This is a genomic window from Bacteroides ihuae (genome assembly GCF_900104585.1).
Classification (GTDB): Bacteria; Bacteroidota; Bacteroidia; order Bacteroidales; family Bacteroidaceae; genus Bacteroides; species Bacteroides ihuae.
On record NZ_FNVX01000004.1, the window covers coordinates 79,317 to 104,869 of the forward strand.

The 25,553-nt window shown below is 37.9% G+C and carries 22 protein-coding genes; 11 read left to right on the forward strand and 11 right to left on the reverse strand.

Going from position 1 to position 25,553, the window contains the following annotated elements; all coding sequences use genetic code 11:
• Positions 1-28: 28 nt before the first annotated feature.
• The 4 genes from BQ5338_RS01235 to BQ5338_RS01250 form a co-directional block, all read right to left on the reverse strand.
• Positions 29-916, reverse strand: coding sequence for an AraC family transcriptional regulator (locus BQ5338_RS01235; protein ID WP_071145019.1), 888 nt, complete (start codon positions 914-916; stop codon positions 29-31).
• Entirely contained in the window at positions 904-1,392 is a 489-nt protein-coding gene (locus tag BQ5338_RS01240) for a GAF domain-containing protein (protein WP_071145020.1), read from the reverse strand. The genes BQ5338_RS01235 and BQ5338_RS01240 overlap by 13 nt, the downstream gene beginning before the upstream one ends.
• A gap of 61 nt (positions 1,393-1,453) precedes the next feature.
• Positions 1,454-3,190, reverse strand: coding sequence for a bifunctional metallophosphatase/5'-nucleotidase (locus tag BQ5338_RS01245; RefSeq protein WP_071145021.1), 1,737 nt, complete (start codon positions 3,188-3,190; stop codon positions 1,454-1,456).
• Between the two features lie 6 nt (positions 3,191-3,196).
• A complete protein-coding gene (locus BQ5338_RS01250; RefSeq protein WP_071145022.1) occupies positions 3,197-5,131 on the reverse strand; it encodes a sensor histidine kinase in 1,935 nt (644 codons plus the stop codon).
• A 96-nt stretch (positions 5,132-5,227) separates the two neighbouring features.
• Here BQ5338_RS01250 and BQ5338_RS01255 point away from each other — a divergent pair, with 96 nt between their 5' ends.
• On the forward strand, positions 5,228-7,363 hold the full coding sequence (locus BQ5338_RS01255; protein WP_071145023.1) for a Tex family protein: 2,136 nt from the start codon (positions 5,228-5,230) through the stop codon (positions 7,361-7,363).
• 41 nt (positions 7,364-7,404) lie between these two features.
• On the opposite strand, the gene BQ5338_RS01260 is transcribed toward BQ5338_RS01255, so the two are convergent.
• The gene (locus BQ5338_RS01260; protein ID WP_071145024.1) at positions 7,405-8,283 is read right to left on the reverse strand and encodes a CPBP family intramembrane glutamic endopeptidase; all 879 of its coding nucleotides are present in this window, start codon (positions 8,281-8,283) and stop codon (positions 7,405-7,407) included.
• Between the two features lie 109 nt (positions 8,284-8,392).
• Here BQ5338_RS01260 and BQ5338_RS01265 point away from each other — a divergent pair, with 109 nt between their 5' ends.
• Positions 8,393-9,433 carry a leucine-rich repeat domain-containing protein gene (locus BQ5338_RS01265; protein WP_071145025.1) on the forward strand — a complete coding sequence of 347 codons (1,041 nt, stop codon included), beginning with the start codon at positions 8,393-8,395 and terminating at the stop codon, positions 9,431-9,433.
• A gap of 106 nt (positions 9,434-9,539) precedes the next feature.
• On the opposite strand, the gene BQ5338_RS01270 is transcribed toward BQ5338_RS01265, so the two are convergent.
• Positions 9,540-11,159: an ABC-F family ATP-binding cassette domain-containing protein gene (locus BQ5338_RS01270; protein WP_071145026.1), complete on the reverse strand. Its 1,620-nt coding sequence runs from the start codon at positions 11,157-11,159 to the stop codon at positions 9,540-9,542.
• 221 nt (positions 11,160-11,380) lie between these two features.
• On the opposite strand from BQ5338_RS01270, the gene BQ5338_RS01275 reads away from it, so the two are divergent.
• The gene (locus tag BQ5338_RS01275; RefSeq protein ID WP_071145027.1) at positions 11,381-11,992 is read left to right on the forward strand and encodes a nucleotide exchange factor GrpE; all 612 of its coding nucleotides are present in this window, start codon (positions 11,381-11,383) and stop codon (positions 11,990-11,992) included.
• Positions 11,993-12,039: 47 nt separating this feature from the next.
• The gene (dnaJ, locus tag BQ5338_RS01280) at positions 12,040-13,218 is read left to right on the forward strand and encodes a molecular chaperone DnaJ (protein ID WP_139265145.1); all 1,179 of its coding nucleotides are present in this window, start codon (positions 12,040-12,042) and stop codon (positions 13,216-13,218) included.
• A gap of 496 nt (positions 13,219-13,714) precedes the next feature.
• Here dnaJ and BQ5338_RS01285 read toward each other — a convergent pair whose 3' ends face one another.
• Positions 13,715-14,206: an SPOR domain-containing protein gene (locus BQ5338_RS01285; RefSeq protein ID WP_071145029.1), complete on the reverse strand. Its 492-nt coding sequence runs from the start codon at positions 14,204-14,206 to the stop codon at positions 13,715-13,717.
• Positions 14,207-14,248: 42 nt separating this feature from the next.
• Entirely contained in the window at positions 14,249-15,016 is a 768-nt protein-coding gene (locus BQ5338_RS01290; RefSeq protein ID WP_071145811.1) for an SDR family NAD(P)-dependent oxidoreductase, read from the reverse strand.
• Between the two features lie 176 nt (positions 15,017-15,192).
• Between BQ5338_RS01290 and BQ5338_RS01295 the strand changes: the two genes are divergently transcribed.
• The 4 genes from BQ5338_RS01295 to BQ5338_RS01310 all read left to right on the forward strand — a co-directional run bounded on the left by BQ5338_RS01295 (position 15,193) and on the right by BQ5338_RS01310 (position 17,466).
• Positions 15,193-16,491: a DEAD/DEAH box helicase gene (locus BQ5338_RS01295; protein ID WP_071145030.1), complete on the forward strand. Its 1,299-nt coding sequence runs from the start codon at positions 15,193-15,195 to the stop codon at positions 16,489-16,491.
• A gap of 131 nt (positions 16,492-16,622) precedes the next feature.
• Positions 16,623-16,832: a YtxH domain-containing protein gene (locus BQ5338_RS01300; RefSeq protein ID WP_071145031.1), complete on the forward strand. Its 210-nt coding sequence runs from the start codon at positions 16,623-16,625 to the stop codon at positions 16,830-16,832.
• 15 nt (positions 16,833-16,847) lie between these two features.
• Complete coding sequence (locus BQ5338_RS01305; protein WP_071145032.1) at positions 16,848-17,216, forward strand: hypothetical protein; 369 nt, start codon at positions 16,848-16,850, stop codon at positions 17,214-17,216.
• 1 nt (position 17,217) lies between these two features.
• Positions 17,218-17,466 carry a hypothetical protein gene (locus BQ5338_RS01310; protein ID WP_071145033.1) on the forward strand — a complete coding sequence of 83 codons (249 nt, stop codon included), beginning with the start codon at positions 17,218-17,220 and terminating at the stop codon, positions 17,464-17,466.
• Positions 17,467-17,561: 95 nt separating this feature from the next.
• On the opposite strand, the gene BQ5338_RS01315 is transcribed toward BQ5338_RS01310, so the two are convergent.
• Positions 17,562-18,530 carry a type I phosphomannose isomerase catalytic subunit gene (locus BQ5338_RS01315; protein WP_071145034.1) on the reverse strand — a complete coding sequence of 323 codons (969 nt, stop codon included), beginning with the start codon at positions 18,528-18,530 and terminating at the stop codon, positions 17,562-17,564.
• A gap of 258 nt (positions 18,531-18,788) precedes the next feature.
• Here BQ5338_RS01315 and BQ5338_RS01320 point away from each other — a divergent pair, with 258 nt between their 5' ends.
• Genes BQ5338_RS01320 through galK form a run of 3 tightly spaced genes read left to right on the forward strand, consistent with a single transcriptional unit; the run spans position 18,789 to position 22,462 of the window.
• Complete coding sequence (locus tag BQ5338_RS01320; protein WP_071145035.1) at positions 18,789-19,886, forward strand: aldose epimerase family protein; 1,098 nt, start codon at positions 18,789-18,791, stop codon at positions 19,884-19,886.
• Positions 19,887-19,926: 40 nt separating this feature from the next.
• The gene (locus tag BQ5338_RS01325) at positions 19,927-21,267 is read left to right on the forward strand and encodes an MFS transporter (protein WP_071145036.1); all 1,341 of its coding nucleotides are present in this window, start codon (positions 19,927-19,929) and stop codon (positions 21,265-21,267) included.
• 43 nt (positions 21,268-21,310) lie between these two features.
• Complete coding sequence (galK, locus tag BQ5338_RS01330; protein ID WP_071145037.1) at positions 21,311-22,462, forward strand: galactokinase; 1,152 nt, start codon at positions 21,311-21,313, stop codon at positions 22,460-22,462.
• Positions 22,463-22,768: 306 nt separating this feature from the next.
• Here galK and BQ5338_RS01335 read toward each other — a convergent pair whose 3' ends face one another.
• Together BQ5338_RS01335 and BQ5338_RS01340 are read right to left on the reverse strand one after the other, a co-directional pair.
• Positions 22,769-23,971, reverse strand: a complete 1,203-nt coding sequence (locus BQ5338_RS01335; RefSeq protein ID WP_071145038.1) for an IS4 family transposase — start codon at positions 23,969-23,971, stop codon at positions 22,769-22,771.
• Positions 23,972-24,326: 355 nt separating this feature from the next.
• On the reverse strand, positions 24,327-25,550 hold the full coding sequence (locus tag BQ5338_RS01340; protein ID WP_071145039.1) for a glycoside hydrolase family 88 protein: 1,224 nt from the start codon (positions 25,548-25,550) through the stop codon (positions 24,327-24,329).
• Positions 25,551-25,553 lie beyond the last annotated feature (3 nt).

Here is a 25,553-nt window from a genome sequence, read left to right on the forward strand (position 1 = left end):
AAAAAATAGGCTATAAGAGTGAGGAGTGTTATTCAACGCATCCGTCACTTCTACGGTATTCCTTTGGAGATAATTCAGTATGATGCTTAAAATACTTACCAAAAAAAGATTGATTAGCAAAATGAAGTTCCTCGGCTATTTCCTGAATGCTCTTCCCTGTAGATTTGAGTAACGATTTTGCTTCGAGAATAACAAATTCATCAATCCAATCTCCGGCAGTTTTACCACTCACCTCTTTCACCACTCTTGAGAGGTATTTAGGGGTAAGAAACAGTTTATCAGCATAATAGATTACATTTCTTTCTTTACGAAAAGTACTGTTTAACAGATGGAAAAATTGCTCAAAAAGTTCTTCTTTGCGACTTTCATGGACCACCACCTGAGGCATTTGTTTCTTATAAATATTATATACATCATAAAACAAGGCTAAAACCAGTCCATGAACTATTTCCTTACGACAGTGATTGTCACTTTGCATTGCTCTTCTGAGCAAAAAAGTATAATAGTCCATAATGCATTTCTGATCTTCTTCGTCAATACTAATGCATGGCTGCTCTTTTAGATAGAAGAAGAAGGGCAATAAGCCTTTCAATTTGGGAAAGATATTGTCTATGAATCTTTTAGACATCAAAATAATGATTCCCGAAAAATCAGAACTAACCTCAACACTCTGAAAAATCTGCTCGGGCATAATAAGCATCAGAGACCCCGAGGAAAGTTGTTGTTTCTTCAAATCTATATCCAACTGCCATTTACCCTGCAAGCAGAGCACTATTGCGGCAGTTTCCAATCTTTCTGGATAATCATACAATGGAAAGTCCTTCACATCATCAAATAAAGCAAAATCATCATCAATAAAATTACTATTTGAAGAACTTCTAGCTGCTAAAAAATTTGGATTTGTTATCTTGGGCATAATTCAATAAGTATATCATTACACAATTTCTCAAGAAATAGTGTATCTACTTCATCAAAGAAACTGATTCTGTCACTATCTATATCTAAAACTCCCCAGACTTCGCCATTGTTCAATAGTGGAACAACTATTTCAGAACGAGAAAATGAACTACAAGCAATATGCCCCGGAAAAGCATCTACATCCGGTACTAATTGAGTGACAGCCTGTTGCCATGCTGCACCACAAACACCTTTACCCCACTTGATACGGGTACAAGCGACCGATCCTTGAAATGGACCTAAAACCAATTCTTCATGCTCTACAAGATAAAAACCTACCCAAAAGAAATCAAATGACTCCTTTAAAACAGCAGAAACATTTGCCAGATTGGCCACCAGATTGCTTTCTCCTTTGATTAGAGATTGTATTTGTGGCAGCAAGGAGGTATATTGTTCTTCTTTGCTACCCGATATAAATATTAGTTCTTCAGCCATTTGGATATATTACTAGTAATTATATAATTAATAAAAAAGACAGTGATTAAGACAGTCGATTTCAATGACTGAATAATAAGCGGGCATCTCTCTTTGCAGCCGGCGCAGTCCACTCTTCAGGAATAAATTTCCAATGTCCTAAGGATTGTGGACACAGAGTATCGTTCTTTTCTATGTACTTCATCATGTAAAATCGGAGATCTTTATCTGTAGATGCAATTATTCTCTTCTTAAGTTCATCTTGAGGAATACCTGCTCCTTTTGTTAGCAGTTCTCCCCCTCCATTACCACGGTAAGAATTTATTGCCACCTTATACATACGATCCATCAGGAAAGGAGTTCCATTTGCCATGCTCACAATCGTTATTTTGTGGCCTTTAGGTTGAGTAACATCTACAGTATAAACTATTCCGGCTGCAGAATCGAAATTGAAACTAAAGTTTTTAAAAGTAGTACGTTCTTCATTGGTAGAGAAATTATCATTTAACCAGACCAAATGATCCCAAGGTGATTTCATTTGATTTGTCCACCAGTAATATGATTCTTCCAAATAATCTTTAATCTCTCTACCAGAAAGTCGCATAGTATAGAGCATATTTTCATATTTATAAAGATTAAACATGTCGCTTACATACACGTCTCCTTTCTTTATTTCAGCATCAAAAGAAAGTGGAGCTGTAAAAGATACATCAGCGCCAGAAATACTCAACTGCAATTGATGAACTAAATCAACAAATGAAGATGGTCCAACATAAGAAGGCCAAGAACTAACCGTTTTAGTAAAGTACCCCAACCGCTTTGATACAAATTTTTGCACAGCATCGTATTGAGGTGCAAATTTCGTCATAAATTCTTGGCTCACTCCATACTTAGCTACTTCCGTAAGAGTTCCGCTTACACGCTTGCTCTTAACTTTCCCATTTATTAAGCTAAATACCATATCAACATCAGCCACCAACACTCCGTTATTAGCCGGATTGATAATCAGTACAGAGTCTCCTACCACATTCATCACTTTTTGGCAGTCGGGAATATGATCATGGCCAATCATCACAACGTCAAATCCAGGCACGTTACAGGCTACGCTTAATGAAGCATTTTCTCTGTATTTACCACCAAGCATCATTGCCTCTTGTCCAGAGTGAAAAAGGCCGATTACCACATCAGGTTTTTCCTTCTCACGAATAACCTTCATCCATTTACGAGCAGTCTCTTCCATGTCATCAAAACGCATTCCCGACCAAAGATTCTCTGATAGCCAAACCGGAATAGCCGAAGTAACCATTCCCAAAACAACAATTTTAACTCCATCTCTCTTAAAGACTACATAAGGTTTCAGATAAGTATTACTATCGGATGTACGTATTATATTAGCACCCAAAATAGGAAAATGACATTGGCTAATCCAGCGATCAAAAACTTTATGACCCGTCTCAACATCATGATTGCCCATATTACCGGCATTATAACCCATAAAATTCATTATCTCAGAACAAACATGGGGAGAAACTGTATCAATAAAATTATAATAGTATGAAGAAGGTTGTCCCTGAAGTATGTCGCCGTTATCAAGTAAGATTAAATTATTTCTATAAATTTTCCTTTCGCTCTGAACCATTGCATGAACACGAGATAGGCTACCAACCCATTCTTTCTGCTGAATAAAACTATAAGGAAAATAGTTACCGTGAATATCACTTGTTTCCACAAATTTCAGTTTCACTTCTTTCTTTTGCGCATTTAAACTAAAGCAAAAAAATGAGACAGAAAGAGATAATAAATAATATTTTAAATGCATACTTTATTAATTTTTAATTGGATGTGTAAATACAATGCGAGCTCCGTCATGATAACTTGTGTCTACCCAAATATCTCCTCCCCATTTAGCAACAATGAGCTGGCATATTGAAAGTCCTAAACCGGCACCTTGAGAATATTCATTCAACTTTGTAAATCGCTCAAACACTTGCTGATGTTTATCTTGAGGTATTCCACACCCAGAGTCAGTGACGGAGAACTCCACGAAACTCTCATAAGCAATAAACTCCAATTTAATCACACCAGAATCAGTATATTTGTTAGCGTTAAAAAGTAAATTGAAAAGAATTTGTTGTAAACGGTTTACATCGGTTTTTAGCTCAAACGTTTCATGAGAAGAAGAAAATAAAAACTTATTGTTAGATTTCTTGGCAAAATCAAGAGAAGTTAAAATCTGACGGCACAGTAAAATAACATCGTTCTTTTCATATTCAAATTGGACTCTATCGCTCTCGAGCTTTGACACATCAAGAATATCATTTATCAGCCTCAAAAGCATATCTGAATTGGTTTTAACAATGTCAATATAATTACGTTGTTCCTCTTCCGTATTTCCTCCTGAAACTAATACCTCCGAAAAACCGACTATTGCATTCAGAGGTGTTCTTATCTCGTGACTCATATTTGCCAGAAAAGCTGTTTTCAATCTATTTGATTCTTCAGCTTTATCCTTCGCTATGCGGAGTTCTCTTTCGGATATCTCGAGGTTGTCTTTCAATTTTTTTGTTCTAAAATAGAATAACAAAGAAATGAATAAGGCTAGTATCAAGAATATCAGAAAAGCCGTAATTCCTAGCAAAAAATATTTGTATTGTTCATAAAAAGGAGTCGGTTTATTTACAAAATCATATTTCATTTCACCTAGAACAGACAAATCAATGCCTCTTTTTTGAACGACCTCATAATCGAGCAATAGTTTGTTCTTTACAACCTCTACATGCAATGTCTTCGACCGAGGATTCTTTTGTATTTTTATTATCTGACGAGCCAAATCTCTACCAAAAATATGATAATTTGGCATAATGCCACCTAGCGCCCAATAACCAAATCCTGTGACAGTTAAAGAAAAGGCAGGAGTTTTGGGGTTCGCATCCATCATAACATATGCCGCATTATGCACAAAATAACCTTCATTCATATCAACCTTCCAAGTACCTAACAAAATTGCAGTATTTGGAGGCAGTTTACGCAATTCCTCAACAATAGTATAAATAGTATGCGAACGACCATCGAGAAGAATCAGCTTCAAATCAGGAAATTTCTTCATTTCCTTTATTACATGAGCTTGCAAAGATACGCCCCCATAGCTATTATCAGATATAAAGGCTATATTTCTGGTATTAGGATAGATTCTTTTTATAAGATTGATATTCCCAGGCACATCATATTCATACATAAATCCGGCCTTAACTTGATGCTTTAACGAATCAGAAAAAAAATCAACAGATTCCGGCATCCATTTTTGCAAAGAGATAGGCTTATCTGGCAATAAGATGGCATTCTTACTAACCATACAGCAAATAACCGGTACATCGTTTATAAGAGAATCCTTTTGAGATAAGTAAGATGCCCATGCTTCCTGTCCCAACAGAATCATGGCCTCTGGTTTCATTTTACCTGTATACTTCTGAAGAAGGCTCTTCATTTTTACTTTCCAGGACGCAAATTCCGAAAAACTTTTGCAATTAAGATTTTCAATAATCACATTTCGAGTTCCACCAAGTTTGTGATATTCGTCCATAAAATCAGAAATATTAGCCGAGGTAGGATGAGCATCCGGATTATATGAACTGATAATCAGGATAGAATGACTTTTGTCCGCAGCAAAGACGCTTATCGAAGTGATAAGAAATAGCATAAGAAATAGAGAGAGTAAATTTAGCCTAAAATAGTTTGACACAATCGTAGGGGGTATTGACATTTTCATTCTATCTGAGGTGCAAATATAACATAAAGTTGCAGTTTATAAAAGATTAAATGAATACATTTGCAAATTAATATCACAAAAAATTAAAAAATGGAACTATTTATCAACATGATATCTTCTACTTTGAACATATCGGAAAGACAAATCAAAAGCACGCTAACTTTACTTAAAGAAGGAGCAACAATTCCGTTTATTAGCAGATATAGAAAAGAAGCAACTGGAGGACTAGACGAAGTCCAAATAGAAAACATACAAGAACGATACGAGAAACTTAGTGAACTAAACAAGCGTAAAGAAACCATTATAAGTACAATCAACGAGCAAGAAAAATTAACTCCTGAACTACAAAAACGCATCATTGAAACATGGGACTCTATTGTATTGGAGGATATCTATTTACCTTACAAGCCGAAAAGAAAAACCAAAGCTGAAATGGCTCGTCAAAAAGGATTGGAACCATTGGCAATGCTACTGCTAATGCAACGAGAAAACGACATAATGGGCAAAGCTAAATCTTTTGTAACAAATGAAGTAAGAGATACCGATGAAGCGATAAGAGGTGCACAAGACATCATTGCCGAGATAGTGAACGAAGATGAACGTGCCCGCAATCAAATCAGAAATAAATTCAACCGTCAAGCTGTTGTCTCGGCTAAAGTAATAAAAGGCAAAGAAGAAGAAGCAAGTAAGTATCGTGATTATTTTGATTTTTCAGAGCCTTTAAATCGTTGTTCATCACACAGATTATTGGCCATTCGCAGAGGTGAGGCAGAAGGATTACTCAAAATATCCATCACCCCAGATGATGAAGAATGCATGGAACAGTTAAAAAGGATATTTATACATAGCAACAATGAATGTGGAAGATATGTAGCAGAAGCTATCAAGGATGCTTACAAAAGATTATTGAAGCCATCTATTGAAACTGAATTTGGAAACATGAGCAAAGAAAAAGCCGACAAAGAAGCTATACGTGTATTTGCCGAGAATCTTCGCCAGCTACTTTTGGCGGCTCCACTGGGGCAAAAAAGGGTGTTAGGCATTGATCCCGGTTTCCGCACAGGATGCAAAGTGGTTTGTCTTGATGAACAGGGAAACCTATTGCACAACGAGAATATATACCCACATCCCCCAGTAGATAAACAAGCAGAAGCTGCTTCCAAATTAAGAAAAATGATAGAGGCATATAATATAGAGGCTATAGCCATTGGCAATGGAACAGCGAGTCGGGAAACAGAATATTTTATTACGAAACAACAATTTGATCGACCAGTGAGAGTCTTTGTAGTGAGCGAACAAGGAGCATCTATTTATTCAGCATCAAAAATAGCTAGAGATGAATTCCCCGACTACGATGTCACTGTGCGAGGATCTGTTTCCATCGCTCGCCGTCTGATGGATCCATTGGCTGAACTAGTGAAAATTGATGCTAAGTCAATAGGCGTGGGTCAATATCAACACGATGTAGATCAGTTAAAACTAAAAAAGTCTCTTGATCAGACTGTAGAAAATTGTGTGAATCTTGTAGGAGTAAATCTGAATACGGCCAGTAGCCATTTGCTAACATATGTGTCGGGATTGGGCCCTCAATTGGCACAGAATATCGTAAATTACCGATCAGAAAACGGTGCTTTCCACCTACGTAAGGAATTAATGAACGTCCCACGAATGGGTGTTAAAGCGTTTGAGCAATGTGCGGGTTTTCTGCGTATTCCACAAGCTAGTAACCCGTTAGACAATACGGCTGTTCACCCTGAGAGCTATTGCATCGTTGAGAAAATGGCAAAAGATCTAAAATGCACTGTATCGGAACTGATCACGAACAAAGAATTAAGACTGCAAATTAATCTGGAACAATATATCACCTCCTCAGTGGGATTACCTACACTGCATGATATTATGCAAGAGCTAGACAAGCCGGGAAGAGACCCGCGACAAACCATACGCGTTTTTGAGTTCGACAAGAATGTACGTAACATTAATGATTTATCTGAAGGAATAGTACTTCCGGGTATCGTAGGCAACATCACAAATTTTGGTGCTTTTGTCGATATAGGAATTAAAGAGAATGGATTGGTACATCTGTCTCAATTAGCCGAGAAGTATATTACGGATCCTACAGAAATAGTCTCTATCCATCAACATGTAATGGTAAAAGTGCTTAGTGTAGATATGGAAAGAAAGCGTATACAACTAACGATGATTGGAGTAGAACAAAATAAATAAAAAGATAAAAGAAAGTCCTTCAGCTAATTTCAGATAAGGGCTTAAACTTTGGAGTTCTCTACACACTCGCTTTCTTGGGCACTCCTTTTCTCAAACCAATAAATGATAGCCCCTGTAGTGGCTATCAGCAATACAGTGCAGATAATGGATCCTTCAAAGCCGAAATCTCCACCGTTAATGATATTCTTTTCGGGTAAACGCAGAGTGAGTATTGAAGGAAAGAGTTTGGCACCACTCACTTCGTAGCCAAGCACTGGACCCTGTAACCAATTCCAAAAGATATGCAAGGTAATAGGAAACCAGAGATTTCGGGTATAAAGGAAGGCTGCTCCTAACATCAATCCAGCTAAAAAAATGTTGAATATTGGAAGAAAAGATATATTAGGATTAAACAAATGCATCAACGCAAAAACAAAAGAAGAAACGCACAAAGCCATAAATTTATTCATGCACGACATTAGGTGTGAAAGTATGTAACCGCGTATCATTACTTCTTCCATTAGTGCAGCTACGATAAAAACACAAAAGCTACCCAAGAGTATTCCTCCATCAAAATGAATGTTCGTAACCTCTACAACGCCCAAGAGCAGGGAAATTCCAAATCCAACAAGATAAAGCAACAAGGCTAAATTAACCCCAAGAAGAAAGTCGCGTCCTCGACCTCTCAGTCCAAATCCTAAATCAGATAGTGGGCGACGATCAAGGTATAGAATAAATAGAACAGCTGGAATGAAAGCACCTAGAAACATAGCAAAGCTTGATAAAAATTGCTGTAACATGTCAAACTGCCCCGTGAACGTCCTAAAAGCCAAAGAAACGAATACTAAAAATACACTCATTAAAAGAATCGAAGCAAGAGTATATAACAATACATTAGCCCATACAGGAAACATTGGACGGACTAAAGTTTTATTTTCCATAATTGCATAATAATTTGTTAATCTAACAGCAAAAATAGCTATAAAAAACAAAAAGCTCATATCTTACTGAAGTATATCACTATATTTGTCTAAACATTCATTTTAAACCATGAAAATAAAACATTTGTTCGCCATCATGGCTCTCACTGCAAACATTGCAGGAATCACCGCCCAAGTAAATAAAACTTTTTTTGTGCCTAAACCAGGAACGATGATCTCTCAGCTAAGTGAAGAGGAGGCACGTAACGTAACGCACCTTACGCTTACCGGGAAAATCAATGCAATAGATTTTAAACATCTACGAGATGAATTTGATCAGCTTCAGGTACTAGACATTTCCAATGCCCAAATTAAAATGTATGTAGGTAAAAAGGGTACTTATTCCGACAAATTCTATGTATACCCTCCCAATTGCATTCCAGCTTACGCATTTTGCAAATTAGAAAAGGGTACTTATAAGGGTAAACAGACTCTGATTAAAGTAATACTATCGGAAAAAATACGAAACATAGAAGACGCAGCTTTTAAAGGATGCGAAAATTTACGCATCTGCCAAATAAAAAAGAAAACACCGCCCAACCTCTTACCTGAAGGTTTGGCTGATAGCATTACCGCTATATTTATTCCACTAGGCAGCAGCGATGAGTACCGAATGAAAAATAGATGGGAGAAGTTTGCCTTTATAGAAGGAGATCCTTTGGCTACAAACGTACAGATTGGATTGATGGGAAGTCTTGAGAATGAAATCATTAAAGCTGGCCTACAGCCTAAAAATATTAATTTTCTAACGATTGAAGGGAAAATGGATAATGCAGATTTTAAATTAATATGCGACTATATGCCCAATCTGGTATCCATTGATTTAACAAGAACAAATGCGATTAATATTCCAGAATTCACCTTTTCGCAAAAGAAATATTTACTAAAGATTAAGCTGCCTCATGAATTAAAGACCATCGGCCAACGCGCATTTAGCAACTGTGGGAGACTTTGCGGTACAATTGAACTTCCCAGTAGCGTAACAGCCATTGAATATGGTGCATTCATGGGATGTAACAATCTTCGCCATATTGTGGCTACTGGCAATAGAATAACAACATTGGGTGATAATCTATTTGGCGATGAGAACAGTAAACTAATTTATAAATAAAGAATTCTTCCTCTCAATAATAAAATACGTAGATAAAAAATTACCTCGTTATAATATCCAAAAGATTATTTATAACGAGGTAATTTTTTATCTATAATTTCGGCAATTAATCTTCTCCGTACATTCGCTTGCGAATCTCTTTTATATGATCAGATGTAATATATTCATCATATTCCATAATCTTATCAATGACGCCATTCGGAGTAAGTTCGATAATACGATTGGCTACCGTTTGTATAAACTCATGGTCATGAGACGAAAATAGCAGATTTCCTTTATAAGATTTCAAATTATTATTGAATGCTTGTATCGATTCCAAATCCAAATGATTGGTAGGAGTATCAAGAATGAGACAGTTTGCATTTTTAAGCTGCATGCGAGCAATCATACAACGCATTTTCTCACCGCCCGAAAGCACATTTACTTTCTTCAGAACTTCTTCACCCGAGAATAACATACGCCCTAAAAAGCCCTTCATATATACTTCATTTCCTTCACCAAACTGACCAAGCCAATCAACCAAATTCAAATCAGAATTAAAAAACTCGGTATTATCCACGGGCAAATATGCTGTAGTTATAGTTACTCCCCAATTGAAGTGGCCTGCATCAGCCTTCAGATTTCCATTGATTATATCAAAAAAGGCCGTCATCGCCCTTGAGTTACGTGATAAAAAGACTATTTTATCGCCTTTTTCTATATTGAAATTAATATCACCAAACAGCACTACTCCTTCTTCCGTTGTCTTACTTAGACCTGCAACCTCAAGAATCTGATTACCTGGATCTCTTTCTGGAGTAAAAATAATACCCGGGTATTTACGAGATGAAGGTTTTATCTCATCAACATTAAGTTTCTCAAGCATCTTTTTACGACTAGTAGTTTGCTTACTTTTAGACACATTAGCACTAAAGCGACGAATAAACTCTTCCAATTCCTTCTTCTTCTCCTCGGCCTTAGCCTTCTGATTTTGTTGTTGACGCAAAGCAAGTTGGCTCGATTCATACCAGAAACTATAGTTACCGGCAAACATATTTATTTTGCTATAATCGATGTCGACTGTATGTGTACACACTGAATCAAGGAAGTGACGGTCATGACTAACAACCAATACTGTATGTTCAAATCCTGCAAGATACTCTTCCAACCATGTAACCGTCTCCATGTCCAGATCGTTGGTCGGTTCATCAAGCAATAAGTTATCAGGATTACCATACAGCGCTTGCGCAAGCATCACACGTACTTTTTCCTTACCACTAAGCTCACCCATCAACATATAATGTTTATCCTCTTTAACTCCTAAACCACTAAGTAGAGATGCTGCATCACTCTCAGCATTCCAACCATCCAATTCGGCAAAAGCCTCCTCTAATTCCGAAACTTTAAGTCCGTCTTCATCGGTGAAATCCTCTTTAGCATAAAGTACTTCACGTTGTTTTATAATATCCCAAAGAATCGTGTGTCCCATCATTACCGTATCCATTACCGTATGAGAATCCCATTTAAAGTGATCCTGACTAAGAACAGATAAACGTTCACCAGAACCTAACGAGATTGAGCCAGTAGTCGGATCCAAGTCGCCATATATAGTACGCAAAAACGTTGATTTTCCTGCGCCATTAGCTCCAATAATTCCATAACAGTTACCACTAGTGAATTTCAAGTTCACCTCATTAAACAATATTCTTTTCCCAAATTGTACTGAAACATTCGAAACTGTGATCATCCTATCTTCTTTGTTTTAATTTTCAGTGCAAAGGTAGACATTTTTAATGAATAATGCGACAAACGGGATGTGTCAATCTGGCATAAATACACTACCTTTGCCGTCCGTTATGGCAAGAGATAGAAACTGGCAAAGTTTTTGCTGTAAAACTGATGGATTATAGATGATTCATAATTGTTAGAGAAAGAGATTTGCATAACCAGAAAAATAATAATAAAGATATGAATTCGAACAACAAAGAAACAATAAAGGAAGAAGACTTAAAAGTGGAAACAACGCACAATTCAGTAGGAGAAGATCTACAAAACACAACAAATGAAGAGATAGCCACTGAAAAAGTTATAGAAGAAGCATCTCCATTGCTCGCAGAAGAGCAGCTAGCTAAACAACTGGAAGAAGCGCTCGCTCAGATAGAAGATCAAAAAGATAAATATCTGCGCCTTTCTGCCGAGTTTGATAATTATCGGAAAAGAACAATAAAAGAGAAAGCTGAACTCATCTTAAATGGAAGCGAGAAAAGTATTAGTAGTATGCTTCCTATTATCGACGACTTTGAGCGTGCTGTGAAAATGATGGAAACAGCAACTGATATTGAAGCTGTAAAAGAAGGAATTGCCCTTATCCATAATAAATTCATTGGCATATTAGGACAGAGTGGAGTAAAAGTGATAGAAACAAAAGAAAAAGAACTCGATACCGATTTTCATGAAGCTATTGCTGTTATTCCGGCTCCTTTGGAAGAATTGAAAGGAAAGATACTCGACTGCGTACAAACCGGATACACACTCAACGAAAAAGTTATCCGCCATGCTAAAGTAGTTGTGGGAGAATAACAACTAAGCATAAACCTAACTACTTAATCAATTAATCAACTACAAAGATTATGGCAAAAAGAGATTATTACGAAGTCCTCGAGATCAATAAAGACGCATCAGCAGACGAAATAAAAAAAGCCTATCGCAAAAAAGCGATTCAATTTCATCCTGATAAAAATCCTGATGATAAAGCCGCGGAAGAAAAGTTCAAAGAGGCAGCAGAAGCTTACGATGTATTGAGCAATCCTGATAAACGTGCTCGCTATGACCAATTTGGACATGCAGGCATGAGTGGCGCAGCAGGAAACGGTGGCCCCTATGGCGGCGGATTTGGCGACAATATGTCTATGGATGACATCTTCTCGATGTTCGGAGATATCTTTGGAGGTCACTCTGGAGGTGGGTTTGGCGGTTTCAGTGGATTTGGCGGTGGAGGCAGCCAACAACAAAGACGTTATCGTGGCTCAGATCTCCGTGTCAAAGTGAAATTAAATTTGAAAGAAATTTCTACCGGAGTGGAGAAGAAATTCAAACTTAAAAAATATGTTTCTTGTTCTCACTGTCACGGCACGGGTGCGGAAGGAAATAGTGGATCAGAAACGTGCTCTACTTGCAAAGGTAATGGTACGGTCATTCGTAACCAGCAAACTATTTTAGGAACCATGCAAACCCGTGTTAGTTGTCCGACATGTGGTGGTGAAGGCAAAATCATCAAAGAGAAATGCAAACACTGCAATGGAGAAGGAATAGAATATGGCGAAGAAGTTGTTAGTGTAAACATACCCGCAGGAGTTGCTGAAGGCATGCAACTATCCATGAGTGGGAAAGGTAATGCAGGAAAACATAATGGAGTACCAGGAGATTTATTAATCCTTGTAGAGGAAGAAGTACATCCAGAACTTATACGCGATGAGAATGACTTAATATATAACTTACTATTGAGTTTCCCAACGGCCACCTTGGGAGGGACTGTTGAAATTCCTACAATTGATAATAAAGTAAAAGTAAAGATTGACTCGGGAACCCAACCAGGAAAAGTTCTCCGCCTTCGAGGTAAAGGACTTCCAAGTGTAAATGGTTATGGAACGGGAGACTTATTGGTTAATGTAAGTGTTTACGTTCCTGAGGTTTTAAGCAAGGAAGAAAAAAGTACACTAGAGAAGCTAGACATCTCTGAAAATTTTAAGCCCAATAATTCAGTCAAAGAAAAAATATTCAAGAAGTTTAAGAACTTATTTGACTGATCAAAGCTTCTTAACATCTTCAAAGATACATTTGCTTCAAGTAAATTCTGAAAGTGGATTCCAAACAAAGCTCAAGCATTTTGCAGAAGCACAAAGAAGTAAAGTTTTCTCTGCTATATAAACTAAGCAAAAGATAAAGCTGAATAGCGACCTTCATTGAGATACACAAGATTTAGTAAACAATTTAATGAGTCGGCTTGTTTATCTCGTATAAAGTGAATATATTTGTTGAACAAAAGCATTAGCCGCATTGGTTGGATTGGGAAACTCATCAAATATAATGGAATACCGAGACAAGCTTTGCTTCTTAATGGCGGGCCACATATCCTTCGGGATAACTTTTAGTCAGTGGATTACAGAGAGAGTGGGCACTCAAATCATGTCATTCGGAGTTTCATCACATCATCGGTGCGGCTTTTATTAAAAAAGGACGATATCCTCATGGATTATCGTCCTTTTTCATTGTCATTTCATATTTGTTATCTAAAAGCTATAATTAAAATACGCGATATAACAACCAAGATCCTTGGAAATCTTTCCTATTCGGATACTTTGCTTTAAATGCATCACGAGCATCTGCAGCAGTAGCCTTATCTGAGAAAGTATTAACAATAACACGATACATCGCAGCTTCAGCATTAAAAGCAATAGTAGCACTATAGCCTTCAGCATCAAGAAAATCTTTCAATCCTTCAGCATTAGCTTTTAATCCAAAACTTCCACAAACTACACTATAGTCCTTTAAAGCATCAGTTCCGGAAACAACAGTAACTTTTTCTTGGCGTACACTAGCATCCTTTCCTGCCTTTACTGCGACAGGCACAGTGGCAACAGGTGTAACATCCACAGAAGTATTTACTTGAGGTTCTGCCAATTCTTGCTGTTTTGCCTTTTCGTATGCCTTCTTATATGCGCTTTCACTCGATTTACACGAAGTAAAAGCCAATACAACACATACGCCCATTCCTAACATTGCTAAATTTTTCATATTTTATATATTTTAGTTAATAACTCGATTTAATATCTTATATCAATAATTTTCCTTATATGAAATAGTAGAAGTTGCTTGATTTGTAGGCATAAGCAGTACCTCAGCTATTTGTACATGAACTGGAACTGAAGCCGCAAAGTAAACAGTTTCAGCAACATCATCACCAGATAATGCTTGTATTCCTTCATAGAAACGGTCGGCAACACCCTTATCTCCGCGGAATCTCACAACAGAAAAATTAGTTTCGACCATACCTGGTTTAACATTGGTAACCCGAAGAGGAGTATTAACTAAATCAATACGAAGTCCATCGGACAAAGCCTTTACTGCAGCTTTGGTAGCACAATAAACACTACCTCCAGGATACGCTCCATCTCCGGCAATAGAACCAATATTTATAATATGACCAATTCCGCGCTCAACCATGCCAGGCACAACCAAGCGAGTAACCGCCAATAAACCTTTAATATTCGTATCAATGACTATATCCCATTCATCAAGTTGCCCTTCATGCTCTTTATCCATTCCAATCACAAGGCCGGCATTATTGATTAATACATCAATTTTCTTCCATTTCTCAGGTAATGAAACCAACGCTTTAGCTATTGCATCACGATCACGAACGTCAAAAGGAAGTAAATAAACTGAAATAGCATTTTTTGATTCCAGTTCTATCTTCAATTGCTCCAATACATTTGTATTCCGAGCATTAAGAATTAAATTTGCTCCCTGAGAGGCAAATTTTCGTGCACACGCCTCTCCAATGCCACTACTTGCTCCTGTTATAAATACGATTCTATCTTTCATCATTAATCTAGTCATAAGTAAAAGACAAAAGTACCGTTTAGCATTTGTCGATGGTCAATCTTCTTAGTTAAATATATTTAAACTAAACAGAACATTCGTTTATCCAGCACATGTTGGCGTATCTTTGTAGCCAATAAAAAATATAACAGAGCTATAGAGCTCATCAATTATTCTACATGACATTTGAACAATTACATCTCATTGAGCCAATATTAAAGGCTCTACAACAAGAAGGCTACACCTCACCAACTCCCATACAAGAACAATCTATACCGATATTGCTTCAAGGCAATGATCTACTTGGTTGCGCACAAACCGGCACAGGAAAAACTGCGGCATTCTCAATTCCTATATTGCAAAAACTTTATAAAACAGATAATAAAAAAGGAATTAAAGCATTAATATTAACTCCGACAAGAGAGTTAGCAATCCAAATAGGAGAAAGTTTTGAAGCATATGGAAAATATACAGGTCTACGCCACACTGTTATTTTTGGTGGAGTCGGCCAAAAACCTCAAACGGATGCATTACGTGCCGGAGTACAAATCTTGATTGCTACCCCCGGCCGCCTTATGGACCTTGCATCACAAGGATTCATTTCATTAAAAACATTGGACTTCTTTGTACTCGATGAAGCCGACCGCATGCTCGACATGGGATTTATTCACGACATAAAGAAAATTCTTAAACTTCTACCTCCTCAACGTCAAACACTGTTTTTCTCGGCAACAATGCCTCCTGAGATTGAGAAACTGGCTAATTCCATGCTCACAAATCCTAAGAAAGTAGAGGTAACACCCGCATCTTCAACAGTAGATACAATTTCTCAATGCCTATATTTCGTAGAAAAGAAAGAAAAAACCGATTTATTGATTCATCTATTAAAAGATAAATCAGTAGAATCAGCATTGATCTTCACCAGAACAAAACACGGAGCAGACAAATTATCCCGCGTGCTAAAGAATACAGGAATTAGCGCAGAAGCTATACATGGAAATAAATCTCAGAATGCTCGTCAACGAGCGCTGACTGATTTTAAAAATCATGACCTACGAGTACTTATCGCTACAGATATTGCAGCCCGTGGAATAGATGTGGATCTACTCTCTCATGTTTTCAACTATGAACTCCCCAACGTACCAGAAACGTACGTACATAGGATTGGACGAACCGGTCGTGCCGGGCACGAAGGAGTAGCCATAGCGTTCTGTGAATCAGAAGAGCTCCCTTATCTTAAGGATATTCAGAAATTAATAGGAAAAACAATACCTGTCATAAAAGAACACCCTTTCGTTACTACCGAAAGCATCAATGCACAAGAAAAGAAAACGGAAGAATTAAAAATAAAAGCCAAGGAAAATAAACCTTACCGCGGAAATCGTGCCAATGGAGATTATTGGAGAAGACAACAACAACCTCAACAAGGCAAAAAGTCGCAAAATGATAGAAAGCCTCAAAAAGGTCCTCAGAAGTAGTACAAAGATTCTATAAATTGTATCTCATCAGGAGTCAAAAGCCACATTTCTGCAAAAAGAAACGATGCAAAGATGAACAATACAGAGACTCATCTGTTAAAATAGTTATAATCATATAAAGATTAAGAATTATGAAAGGATTAAATGTATTGGCTGCGTTCTTGGGTGGTGCAGCTGTTGGTGCTGCAATAGGTCTTCTATTTGCTCCTGAGAAGGGTGAAGACACTCGCAAAAAAATAGTGGAGATTCTTCGGAAGAAAGGAATAAAACTAAATCGTAGCGAAATGGAAAACTTAGTTGATGAAATTACCGCTGAAATCAAAGGAGAAGTAACTGAGTAAAAAAACAAAGCCATCATGTTTGCAAACGATGAAAGTATAGAAAACATCCAACAACTATTTGTTGAGTTCAAGAAATATCTAGAGCTTCAAAAAGAGTATACAAAATTGGAACTAACAGAAAAGCTCACCATACTTCTATCAACTTTAATATTGGTTTTTATGCTCATCATTCTTGGCATGGTGGCCTTGTTCTACGGACTATTTGCTCTAGCATACGTATTGGAGCCTTATGTAGGAAGTTTGACTGCTAGTTTTGGTATTATCACTAGCATAAACATCTTTCTCATATTAATAGTGATACTCTTTAGAAAGAAACTAATCATTGCTCCACTAGTAAACTTCTTAGCAAATTTGTTTCTCAACGATTCTAACAAAAGAGGATAAAATGAATCAGCTTGATACTAAAAAGATTAGCCTTGAAGATATTGCATTACGAAAGGCTAAATTACTCGAAGAGATACGGACTCAGAAAATTGTTATTTCAGAAACTGCCCGCTTAGCTTTTAACCCTTATTCGGGAGTAGCGACCACCGGTAATTCACTCATTAAAACGTTCAATACCGGAATGGCCGTTTTTGACGGAGTAATGTTAGGGCTGAAGATTATGAGGAAAGTCCGTCGACTCCTTGGCTAAAATCTGAGAAATAATAGCTAATATAAAAAGTGCCATTAATAGAAAATAAATTCTTTAATGGCACTTTTTATATTAGCTATTTAAAAGTCTATTAACTACACGTATGTCTCCAAAAGTTTTACCGTCCCAGTAGGAGTTATAGAAACCTCTTGCGTAGAAGCAGGGAACAAGATTGTTTCCCCAGCAGAGAGAGTTATCTCATTTTTTTGATCATCAATAATCTTGCACGAACCTTCTATACATATAAAAATGACAAATGAATCTAATTCTGAATAATCACATGAAATCCCTTCTGTCATATCATACAATGAAGTAGTAAAGTATGGACAAGCCACTAATTCCACAGGCTCATTTTCTAAGGCTTCATAATTGGTTCGATAATCATCAACGACTTCGAAGTCTATGGCTTCACGAGCCAAATCTGTATGAAGTTCTCTCGTTTTGCCATCAGCATCTTTTCTATTAAAGTCATAGATACGATATGTTATATCAGATGTTTGCTGAATCTCTGCGACAAAAGCCCCCGCACCAATACTATGCACCCGACCAGCTGGTAAAAAGAAAACATCTCCCGGGTGAATTTCATACTCTTGCAAGACATCTGTAATTGTATTATTATACACCCTGTCTTTGTACTCCTTAGGAGTAATTTCTTCTGAAAATCCAGAACGCAGTCTAGCACCTTCATCAGCCCCTACGACATACCACATTTCTGTTTTTCCCATCGAGTTGTGTCTCTTCTTTGCCAAATCATCGGATGGGTGTACCTGAATGGACAAGTCTTGCTTTGCATCAATAAACTTGATCAATAGCGGAAATTTGTTCCCAAAACGGATGTAATTGGCTTCACCGACCAATTCCTCACGGTACTTTGCTACCATTTCTACAAGTGAAAGACCTCTATCAGGTCCGTTGGCCACAACCGATTCGTTGTTTTCAACTCCTGATAATTCCCAGCTCTCTCCAACTCCTGTCACTTCATCATTTAGATGTTTGAACGAAATAATTTTATCGCCCCCCCAAAGCGTTTGCTTCAGAATAGGTTCAAATTTTAATGGATACATTTTTTGCTATAAACTTAGATTAAAAACACTTGATTTTAACAATCTGAGGACAAACATACAAAAAATATCAAAAAACAGAGCATTATAGAAGCTTTTTTCATGAAAATATCTTTGAAAATCAACTTATATCCCAGATTAAGAAAGTAAAGCGGAACAAACGCTAAACTTTCATAAATGCCTATCTATATTTGCTCATAATAATTTGGGAGAACGGAAGAAATTACCTTTATTTGCAAGAAATATTAAATAATACCGAACATGATAAACACATTTTCTACCGAAAGTAATTTATCCGGTTTAGATCGGAACAAATTTCAAAAAAATATAGCTGGCAAAGAGACTGACTTATTTATCTTAAAAAATAAACGAGGAATGGAAGTTGCCGTTACAAATTATGGGTGTGCAATCCTCTCCATCATGGTACCAGACAAAGACGGGAAATATGCAAATGTGGTATTAGGACATGACAGTATTGACAATGTGATAAATAGTCCTGAACCCTTTTTGAGTACAACCATCGGGCGCTACGGCAATCGCATAGCCAACGGAAAGTTTCAGTTGCACGAGAAAGAATATAACTTAACCGTCAACAATGGTCCTAACTCTCTACACGGAGGGCCTACCGGTTTTCACAGAAGAATATGGGATGCTAACCAGATAAGCCAAGATACAGTAGAGTTTACCTACCTTTCCGTCGATGGAGAAGAAGGATTTCCCGGAAATTTAAACGTATCAATGACTTATCGACTTGATGAAGACTCAAATGCGTTAACCATAGAGTATCATGCCACAACAGATAAGCCCACAATTGTAAATCTTACCAATCACGCTTTCTTTAATCTATCCGGAATTACGAACCCCACTCCTACCATAAACAATCATGTTGTAACCATCAACGCAGATTACTATACTCCAATAGACGAAGTGTGTATACCCACTGGCGAAATTTTGAGTGTAGAAAATACTCCGATGGACTTCCGCACTCCACATACTGTTGGCCGAAGAATTGAAGAATACCACTTGCAATTAATTAATGGCCACGGATACGACCATTGCTATGTGCTAAACAAAACAGAAGTTGGAGAATTAGCCCTAGCAGCTATTTGCACTGACCCTACAAGCAAACGTAGTATGGAGGTATACACTACTGAAGCTGGAGTACAACTTTACACCGGCAATTGGCTCAACGGATTTGCAGGTGCACATGGAGCTACTTTCCCCGCTCGTAGTGCTATTTGTTTTGAAGCACAATGTTTTCCTGATACCCCAAACAAACCTCATTTTCCTACTGCCACTTTGCTGCCCGAAGATGAATATCAGCAAATTACGATTTATAATTTCACAGTACAAGAATAATTAACTAATTCATTTATAAACCTACATTTAAAATCTAACAATGATACAAGAAAAAAAGAACAAAAACATCGTAGCCATTGTCACGATGTTCTTCATTTTTGCTATGATTTCATTCGTGACTAACCTTGCTGCACCTTTTGGCACCATTTGGAAAAACGAATACGCCGGTGCAAATACTTTGGGCATGATGGGAAACATGATGAATTTCCTGGCATATCTATTTATGGGTATTCCTGCAGGTAACATGCTTGTTAAAATCGGTTACAAAAAGACAGCACTCATTGCGATGGGTGTCGGTTTTTTAGGGTTGTTTACACAGTATTCCTCAAGCTTATTTGGTGCAAATATTGAAGTGTTCACTGTAGGTGAATTTGCTATCAAATTAAATTTCATTATCTATTTATTAGGCGCCTTCATCTGTGGTTTCTGTGTCTGCATGCTTAATACTGTTGTTAATCCCATGCTTAATTTGCTTGGCGGTGGTGGTAACAAAGGAAACCAACTCATTCAAACCGGTGGTGCTCTTAACTCTCTCTCTGGCACACTGACACCTCTTTTTGTAGGTGCATTAATTGGCACAGTAACTTCTCAGACAGCAATGTCAGATGTATCGCCACTTTTGTTTATTGCAATGGGTGTTTTTGTATCAGCTTTCATTATCATCTCATTTATAGCTATACCAGAACCCCATCTTCGGAAAGGGAATGCAGAAAAAGAAAAATACGCTCATAGCCCTTGGCACTTTCGCCACACAGTACTAGGAGTCATTGGTATTTTTATTTATGTAGGTATTGAAATTGGTATCCCAGGCACGCTTAACTTCTACCTAGCTGATTCGAGTACAAAAGGAGCTGGTTTATTAGTAAATGGCGCAGCCATTGGAGGAGCTATTTCAGCTATCTATTGGTTATTAATGCTCGTAGGGCGCTCAGCTAGTAGTGCAATTAGTGGTAAAATATCTAGTAGAACACAGTTAATCGTCGTTTCCGCTACAGCTATCTGCTTCGTGTTAATTGCAATTATAACGCCAAAAGAAGTAACGGTTTCTATGCCCGGATATAGTGTAGAAGAGGGCTTTCAAATGGCACAAGTGCCAGTTAGTGCCCTCTTTTTAGTACTTTGTGGCCTTTGCACCTCTGTTATGTGGGGTGGAATTTTTAATCTCGCTGTTGAAGGCTTAGGAAAATACACAGCACAAGCCTCCGGTATCTTTATGATGATGGTTGTTGGCGGAGGCGTATTGCCGCTTGTTCAACAATTTATTTCCGACTCTATTGGCTACATGTCAAGCTATTGGCTTATTATTGCACTGTTAGCTTACATTCTCTTTTATGGCTTAGTAGGTTGCAAGAACGTGAACAAAAACATCCCTGTTGAATAACAAAATATAAATATCATTTATTCATACCATAAACTTCATTACCATGGACATAGAATATGTAAGAAGCCGTTTCACAAAGCACTTTGACGGGACTACCGGATTTGTGTATGCATCACCCGGACGTATTAACCTCATCGGAGAGCACACCGACTATAATGGTGGTTTTGTCTTTCCCGGTGCTATAGACAAAGGCATGATTGCAGAAATTAAGCCCAACGGCACAAAAAAAGTATTAGCCTATTCCATCGACTTAAAAGACTATGTTGAATTCGGTCTCAACGAAGAAGATGCTCCCCATGCTAGCTGGGCACGATATATTTTCGGAGTTTGCCGTGAAATGATTAAACGCGGTGTAAAAGTGGAAGGATTCAATACTGCTTTTGCAGGAGACGTACCTCTGGGTGCCGGCATGTCATCATCCGCTGCTCTTGAAAGCACTTACGCTTTCGCTCTTAACGAATTATTCAATGGAAACATTGACAAGTTTGAATTAGCCAAAGTGGGACAGGCAACGGAACACAACTATTGTGGCGTTAACTGCGGAATCATGGATCAATTTGCATCTGTCTTCGGAAAAGCAGGAAGCCTCATCCGCTTAGATTGTCGTTCGTTAGAATACCAATACTTCCCTTTCAAGCCAGAAGGTTACCGTTTGGTATTGCTAGATTCTGTAGTAAAACACGAATTAGCTTCTTCAGCATACAATAAACGTCGCCAATCTTGCGAAACAGCCGTAGCTGCAATCAAAAAGAACCATCCTACAGTAGAATTCCTGAGAGATGCTACTATGGACATGCTTAAGGCAGTTAAAGACGAAATCACTGCTGAAGACTACATGCGTTCAGAATACGTTATTGAAGAAATTCAACGCGTACTAGACGTATGTGATGCTTTGGAAGTTGGAGATTACGAAACTGTTGGTCAGAAGATGTATGAGACTCACCACGGAATGAGCAAGCTTTACGAAGTAAGCTGTGAGGAACTTGATTTCTTGAACGACTGCGCTAAGGAGTGTGGTGTAACCGGTTCGCGTGTAATGGGCGGAGGCTTTGGAGGTTGCACGATTAACTTAGTGAAAGACGAACTTTACGATAACTTCATTGCAACAGCCGAAAAAGCATTCACTGAAAAGTTTGGCAGAAGTCCTAAAGTGTATGACGTAGTCATAGGCGATGGGTCAAGAAGAATTTTGTAGTAATATCACTCTTAACAATACGAAAGGCTGATTTGGAATTTCCAAGTCAGCCTTTTATGTTTCTATTCATCCCCAGGATTTACAGCTAGATTACAGCCCGTCTACCTATAGACAGAAGATCTATCACACTTTTAAGTAGTTAATGCCAGGATCACTACGACCATTTCCAGGGAAGTACAGGCAAATCTGCTGCGAATATTAGTTTCATTATTATTGCTGTCCGGTAAAAATTGAAAAGCATAAAATATCTGTCCGAATTGCCTATAAAAAGGCAGTTCGGCTTTTTCCTTCAAAAAGCAAGCCCTCTTAATCAAAGAGTGTTGGTTCTGGAGGTGATAAACTGGACTGGTTAATGATTCTCAACCATGCTTTTTCCGGATTTTCGCAGAACATATAGAGGTCAATGTAGTACATGAGTGTCTGCCTTATGATTGTTACAAGATTTGAGAAGCTCCATTTCCGTTTAATTCGTTTTCTTATGACAGATAATAGTAAGTTTGCAATAAGTGTTACCCATATCTGTGTTTTGATTGCGTTTACGCTCTCTCCAAAGAAGTATCTGAGTGGAAAATTCTGCTTCAACTGCTTGAACAGGCTCTCTATCTGCCAGCGCCGTAAATAAATGGCAATAATTTCTTCCGGTTCCAACTCAAAGTTATTGGTCAGAAGAACGCTTGAGTACTTCTTCTTTTCCTCCCAATACTCTATCCGACGTGAAACATGTGTTATATCGTCCTTTTTAAGCTCTATCATATGATCGCTTAGTACAACCAGCCCATCTTTATTCACAAGAAAATGGCCGTTAAGAGGGGTGTAGCGTAGGCTTTTCTTCATTTTGGTTACATAAAAGACTCCGTTGTCTGTTAATTCTTGAAAGACCTTATAGTCTATATATGCCCTATCCATGGCTATGAATGCCCCATTTGTCAGTTTTAGTTTAGTAAGCATAACATGATCGTGAGTTGCTGCCGATGTGAAATGAATGTTATAAGGTACTCCTTCCTCGGCTTTGAGCACAGTGTGAACCTTTATGCCTCCTTTCTTCTTTCCATGCTTGGGATTGCGGCCTACACCTTTCAAAACGTTTGAAAACAGTGTTATTGTAGTAGAATCCATGATGTGCAGCAAGCGCTCCCAAGCCTTGTCCGTTCGGCTGTCCGCTAAATCATTTTTGTATTTCCGGTATAGGGAGAAATATATCTGCTCAAAGAACTCATTACTGCGCCTATTGTTGGCTTCTGCCAAAGTGCTGCGTTTTACCATGTAATCTATGCCTAGGTGATTGATCTTATTTGCCTCAGAGAGCATTCCTATTACGATTTCACGTAGAGAATCATAGCGCATCAGCACGGCGTAGAGCATTATTACAAAGTGAGAGTAGCCGTCTAGCTTCTTCACATAGCGCTCATGCAAACCTTTTCGGCTTATTCTTGCAATTTCTTGGCTATCGATCAATTTTAATAGCTGCGCATAAAGCGGCTGTCCGGTAAAATATGTATTTTTGCCCATAGATTTTCCTTTTAGGTGTGGTAACTGCAAAGGAAAGAAAAAGGGCTGGATTCCAAGAGAGGAAAACAGCCCTAATTTTTTGGTCCACTAATTTTTACCGGACAGCAATATTTCATTATATTCTTATACGCTGAAACAATAAGTTTTGGTTAATTGAAACTTTAGTTTCAGCACGTAAAACCTTTTGTCTCAACGTAAGAAACCTTTAGTTTCATCACTAGAAAAAAATGGCGATGTGTACTTCCCTGACTTTTACTGAATTGAGTAGACAGTTTTTAGTCTTTCAAGCTAAAAAGGTAGACTGACTTGTTACTAAATAAGTTGTCACATATATAAGTCACAAATAGGAAATACCTTAAAAACGTCCTAGTACATTCTCTCCATCCGCCAAACGTTTGTACCGAAGTAAAGCTTCAATGTAGTAGTAATCAGCATAAATAATCGATGCATTAATTTCTGAACCAGCAGGCCAATGACCGGTAGAATGAAGCAAGAAGGACGGTTTACTTTCCCCACTCTGATAAGCCCGCGAGCTCAAGTTCTTGAGCATCTTTATAGCCACATCCTTATATTGAGCAGCTTTCTCTCCATCCAAATAAGTAGAAAGTTCTAATAAAGCAGAAGCAACAATGGCCGCCGCCGATGCGTCACGAGGAGCATTTGGAATATTCGGAGCACTGAAATCCCAATAAGGAACGTAATCCGATGGTAAATCATTCAAATATACATCCGAGATTTTTTGTACAAAATCCAAATATTTGGTATCTTTCGTTTCCCGATAACACATCGTATATCCATAAATGGCCCATGCCTGTCCTCGTGCCCACATACTGTTATCAGCATATCCTTGGTGAGTCACCCCTTTTATTAAATTTCCGGTAATAGTGTCATATACTGCCACATGATAAGATGTATAATCTGGACGAAACTGACATTTCATCGTTTTATCGGCATGAGACACAGCTATATCATACAACCGCTTACCACCTCCATTCTTTGAAGCCCAGAAAAGCATTTCGAGATTTATCATATTATCCATGATGGTGTTGTGAGGCCAATGTCGTGGACCAACCTCACGCGGCCACGAAAGAATAGTACCTACCACCGGATTAAAAAGTGTGGCCAATGTATCGGCGGCATTGAGTATAATCTGCTTATAAGCGGGATTCTTTGTAAGCCGATAAGCGTTGCCATAACTGCAAAAGATAAGAAATCCGAGATCATGATCGTAAGCCGGAGTATGAGCTAAGAAAGAAAGAGACGATGTGAACTTCTCAGCCTCGAGCTTAATGGCTTCATCGTGCGTATATTCATAGTCATACCATAAAATACCTGGCCAGAAGCCCGATGTCCATTCCTCTTTCGTGACTTTACGACATTCCCACGTCGTTAAACTATCCATAATGTTTCGAGGCATCATTGTATAGTCAATTACAGAATCACCTTTTAGTTCTTTTAATGTTCGCCCAACCTGAACAGCACAATAATCCAATGCTTTATCAGCATCCATTATTTCAGTTGATTGATGCGAACATCCACAAAAGCACAAAAGTGTTAGCCCTAATACAAACTTATTCATATA

What these genes read in the sequence shown, in the direction of transcription:
- BQ5338_RS01235 (WP_071145019.1), bottom strand. Translation starts at nt 916, where the DNA reads ATGCCCAAGATAACAAATCCAAATTTTTTAGCAGCTAGAAGTTCTTCA.
- BQ5338_RS01240 (WP_071145020.1), bottom strand. Translation starts at nt 1,392, where the DNA reads ATGGCTGAAGAACTAATATTTATATCGGGTAGCAAAGAAGAACAATAT.
- BQ5338_RS01245 (WP_071145021.1), bottom strand. Translation starts at nt 3,190, where the DNA reads ATGCATTTAAAATATTATTTATTATCTCTTTCTGTCTCATTTTTTTGC.
- BQ5338_RS01250 (WP_071145022.1), bottom strand. Translation starts at nt 5,131, where the DNA reads ATGTCAATACCCCCTACGATTGTGTCAAACTATTTTAGGCTAAATTTA.
- BQ5338_RS01255 (WP_071145023.1), top strand. Translation starts at nt 5,228, where the DNA reads ATGGAACTATTTATCAACATGATATCTTCTACTTTGAACATATCGGAA.
- BQ5338_RS01260 (WP_071145024.1), bottom strand. Translation starts at nt 8,283, where the DNA reads ATGGAAAATAAAACTTTAGTCCGTCCAATGTTTCCTGTATGGGCTAAT.
- BQ5338_RS01265 (WP_071145025.1), top strand. Translation starts at nt 8,393, where the DNA reads ATGAAAATAAAACATTTGTTCGCCATCATGGCTCTCACTGCAAACATT.
- BQ5338_RS01270 (WP_071145026.1), bottom strand. Translation starts at nt 11,159, where the DNA reads ATGATCACAGTTTCGAATGTTTCAGTACAATTTGGGAAAAGAATATTG.
- BQ5338_RS01275 (WP_071145027.1), top strand. Translation starts at nt 11,381, where the DNA reads ATGAATTCGAACAACAAAGAAACAATAAAGGAAGAAGACTTAAAAGTG.
- BQ5338_RS01285 (WP_071145029.1), bottom strand. Translation starts at nt 14,206, where the DNA reads ATGAAAAATTTAGCAATGTTAGGAATGGGCGTATGTGTTGTATTGGCT.
- BQ5338_RS01290 (WP_071145811.1), bottom strand. Translation starts at nt 15,016, where the DNA reads ATGAAAGATAGAATCGTATTTATAACAGGAGCAAGTAGTGGCATTGGA.
- BQ5338_RS01295 (WP_071145030.1), top strand. Translation starts at nt 15,193, where the DNA reads ATGACATTTGAACAATTACATCTCATTGAGCCAATATTAAAGGCTCTA.
- BQ5338_RS01300 (WP_071145031.1), top strand. Translation starts at nt 16,623, where the DNA reads ATGAAAGGATTAAATGTATTGGCTGCGTTCTTGGGTGGTGCAGCTGTT.
- BQ5338_RS01305 (WP_071145032.1), top strand. Translation starts at nt 16,848, where the DNA reads ATGTTTGCAAACGATGAAAGTATAGAAAACATCCAACAACTATTTGTT.
- BQ5338_RS01310 (WP_071145033.1), top strand. Translation starts at nt 17,218, where the DNA reads ATGAATCAGCTTGATACTAAAAAGATTAGCCTTGAAGATATTGCATTA.
- BQ5338_RS01315 (WP_071145034.1), bottom strand. Translation starts at nt 18,530, where the DNA reads ATGTATCCATTAAAATTTGAACCTATTCTGAAGCAAACGCTTTGGGGG.
- BQ5338_RS01320 (WP_071145035.1), top strand. Translation starts at nt 18,789, where the DNA reads ATGATAAACACATTTTCTACCGAAAGTAATTTATCCGGTTTAGATCGG.
- BQ5338_RS01325 (WP_071145036.1), top strand. Translation starts at nt 19,927, where the DNA reads ATGATACAAGAAAAAAAGAACAAAAACATCGTAGCCATTGTCACGATG.
- galK (WP_071145037.1), top strand. Translation starts at nt 21,311, where the DNA reads ATGGACATAGAATATGTAAGAAGCCGTTTCACAAAGCACTTTGACGGG.
- BQ5338_RS01335 (WP_071145038.1), bottom strand. Translation starts at nt 23,971, where the DNA reads ATGGGCAAAAATACATATTTTACCGGACAGCCGCTTTATGCGCAGCTA.
- BQ5338_RS01340 (WP_071145039.1), bottom strand. Translation starts at nt 25,550, where the DNA reads ATGAATAAGTTTGTATTAGGGCTAACACTTTTGTGCTTTTGTGGATGT.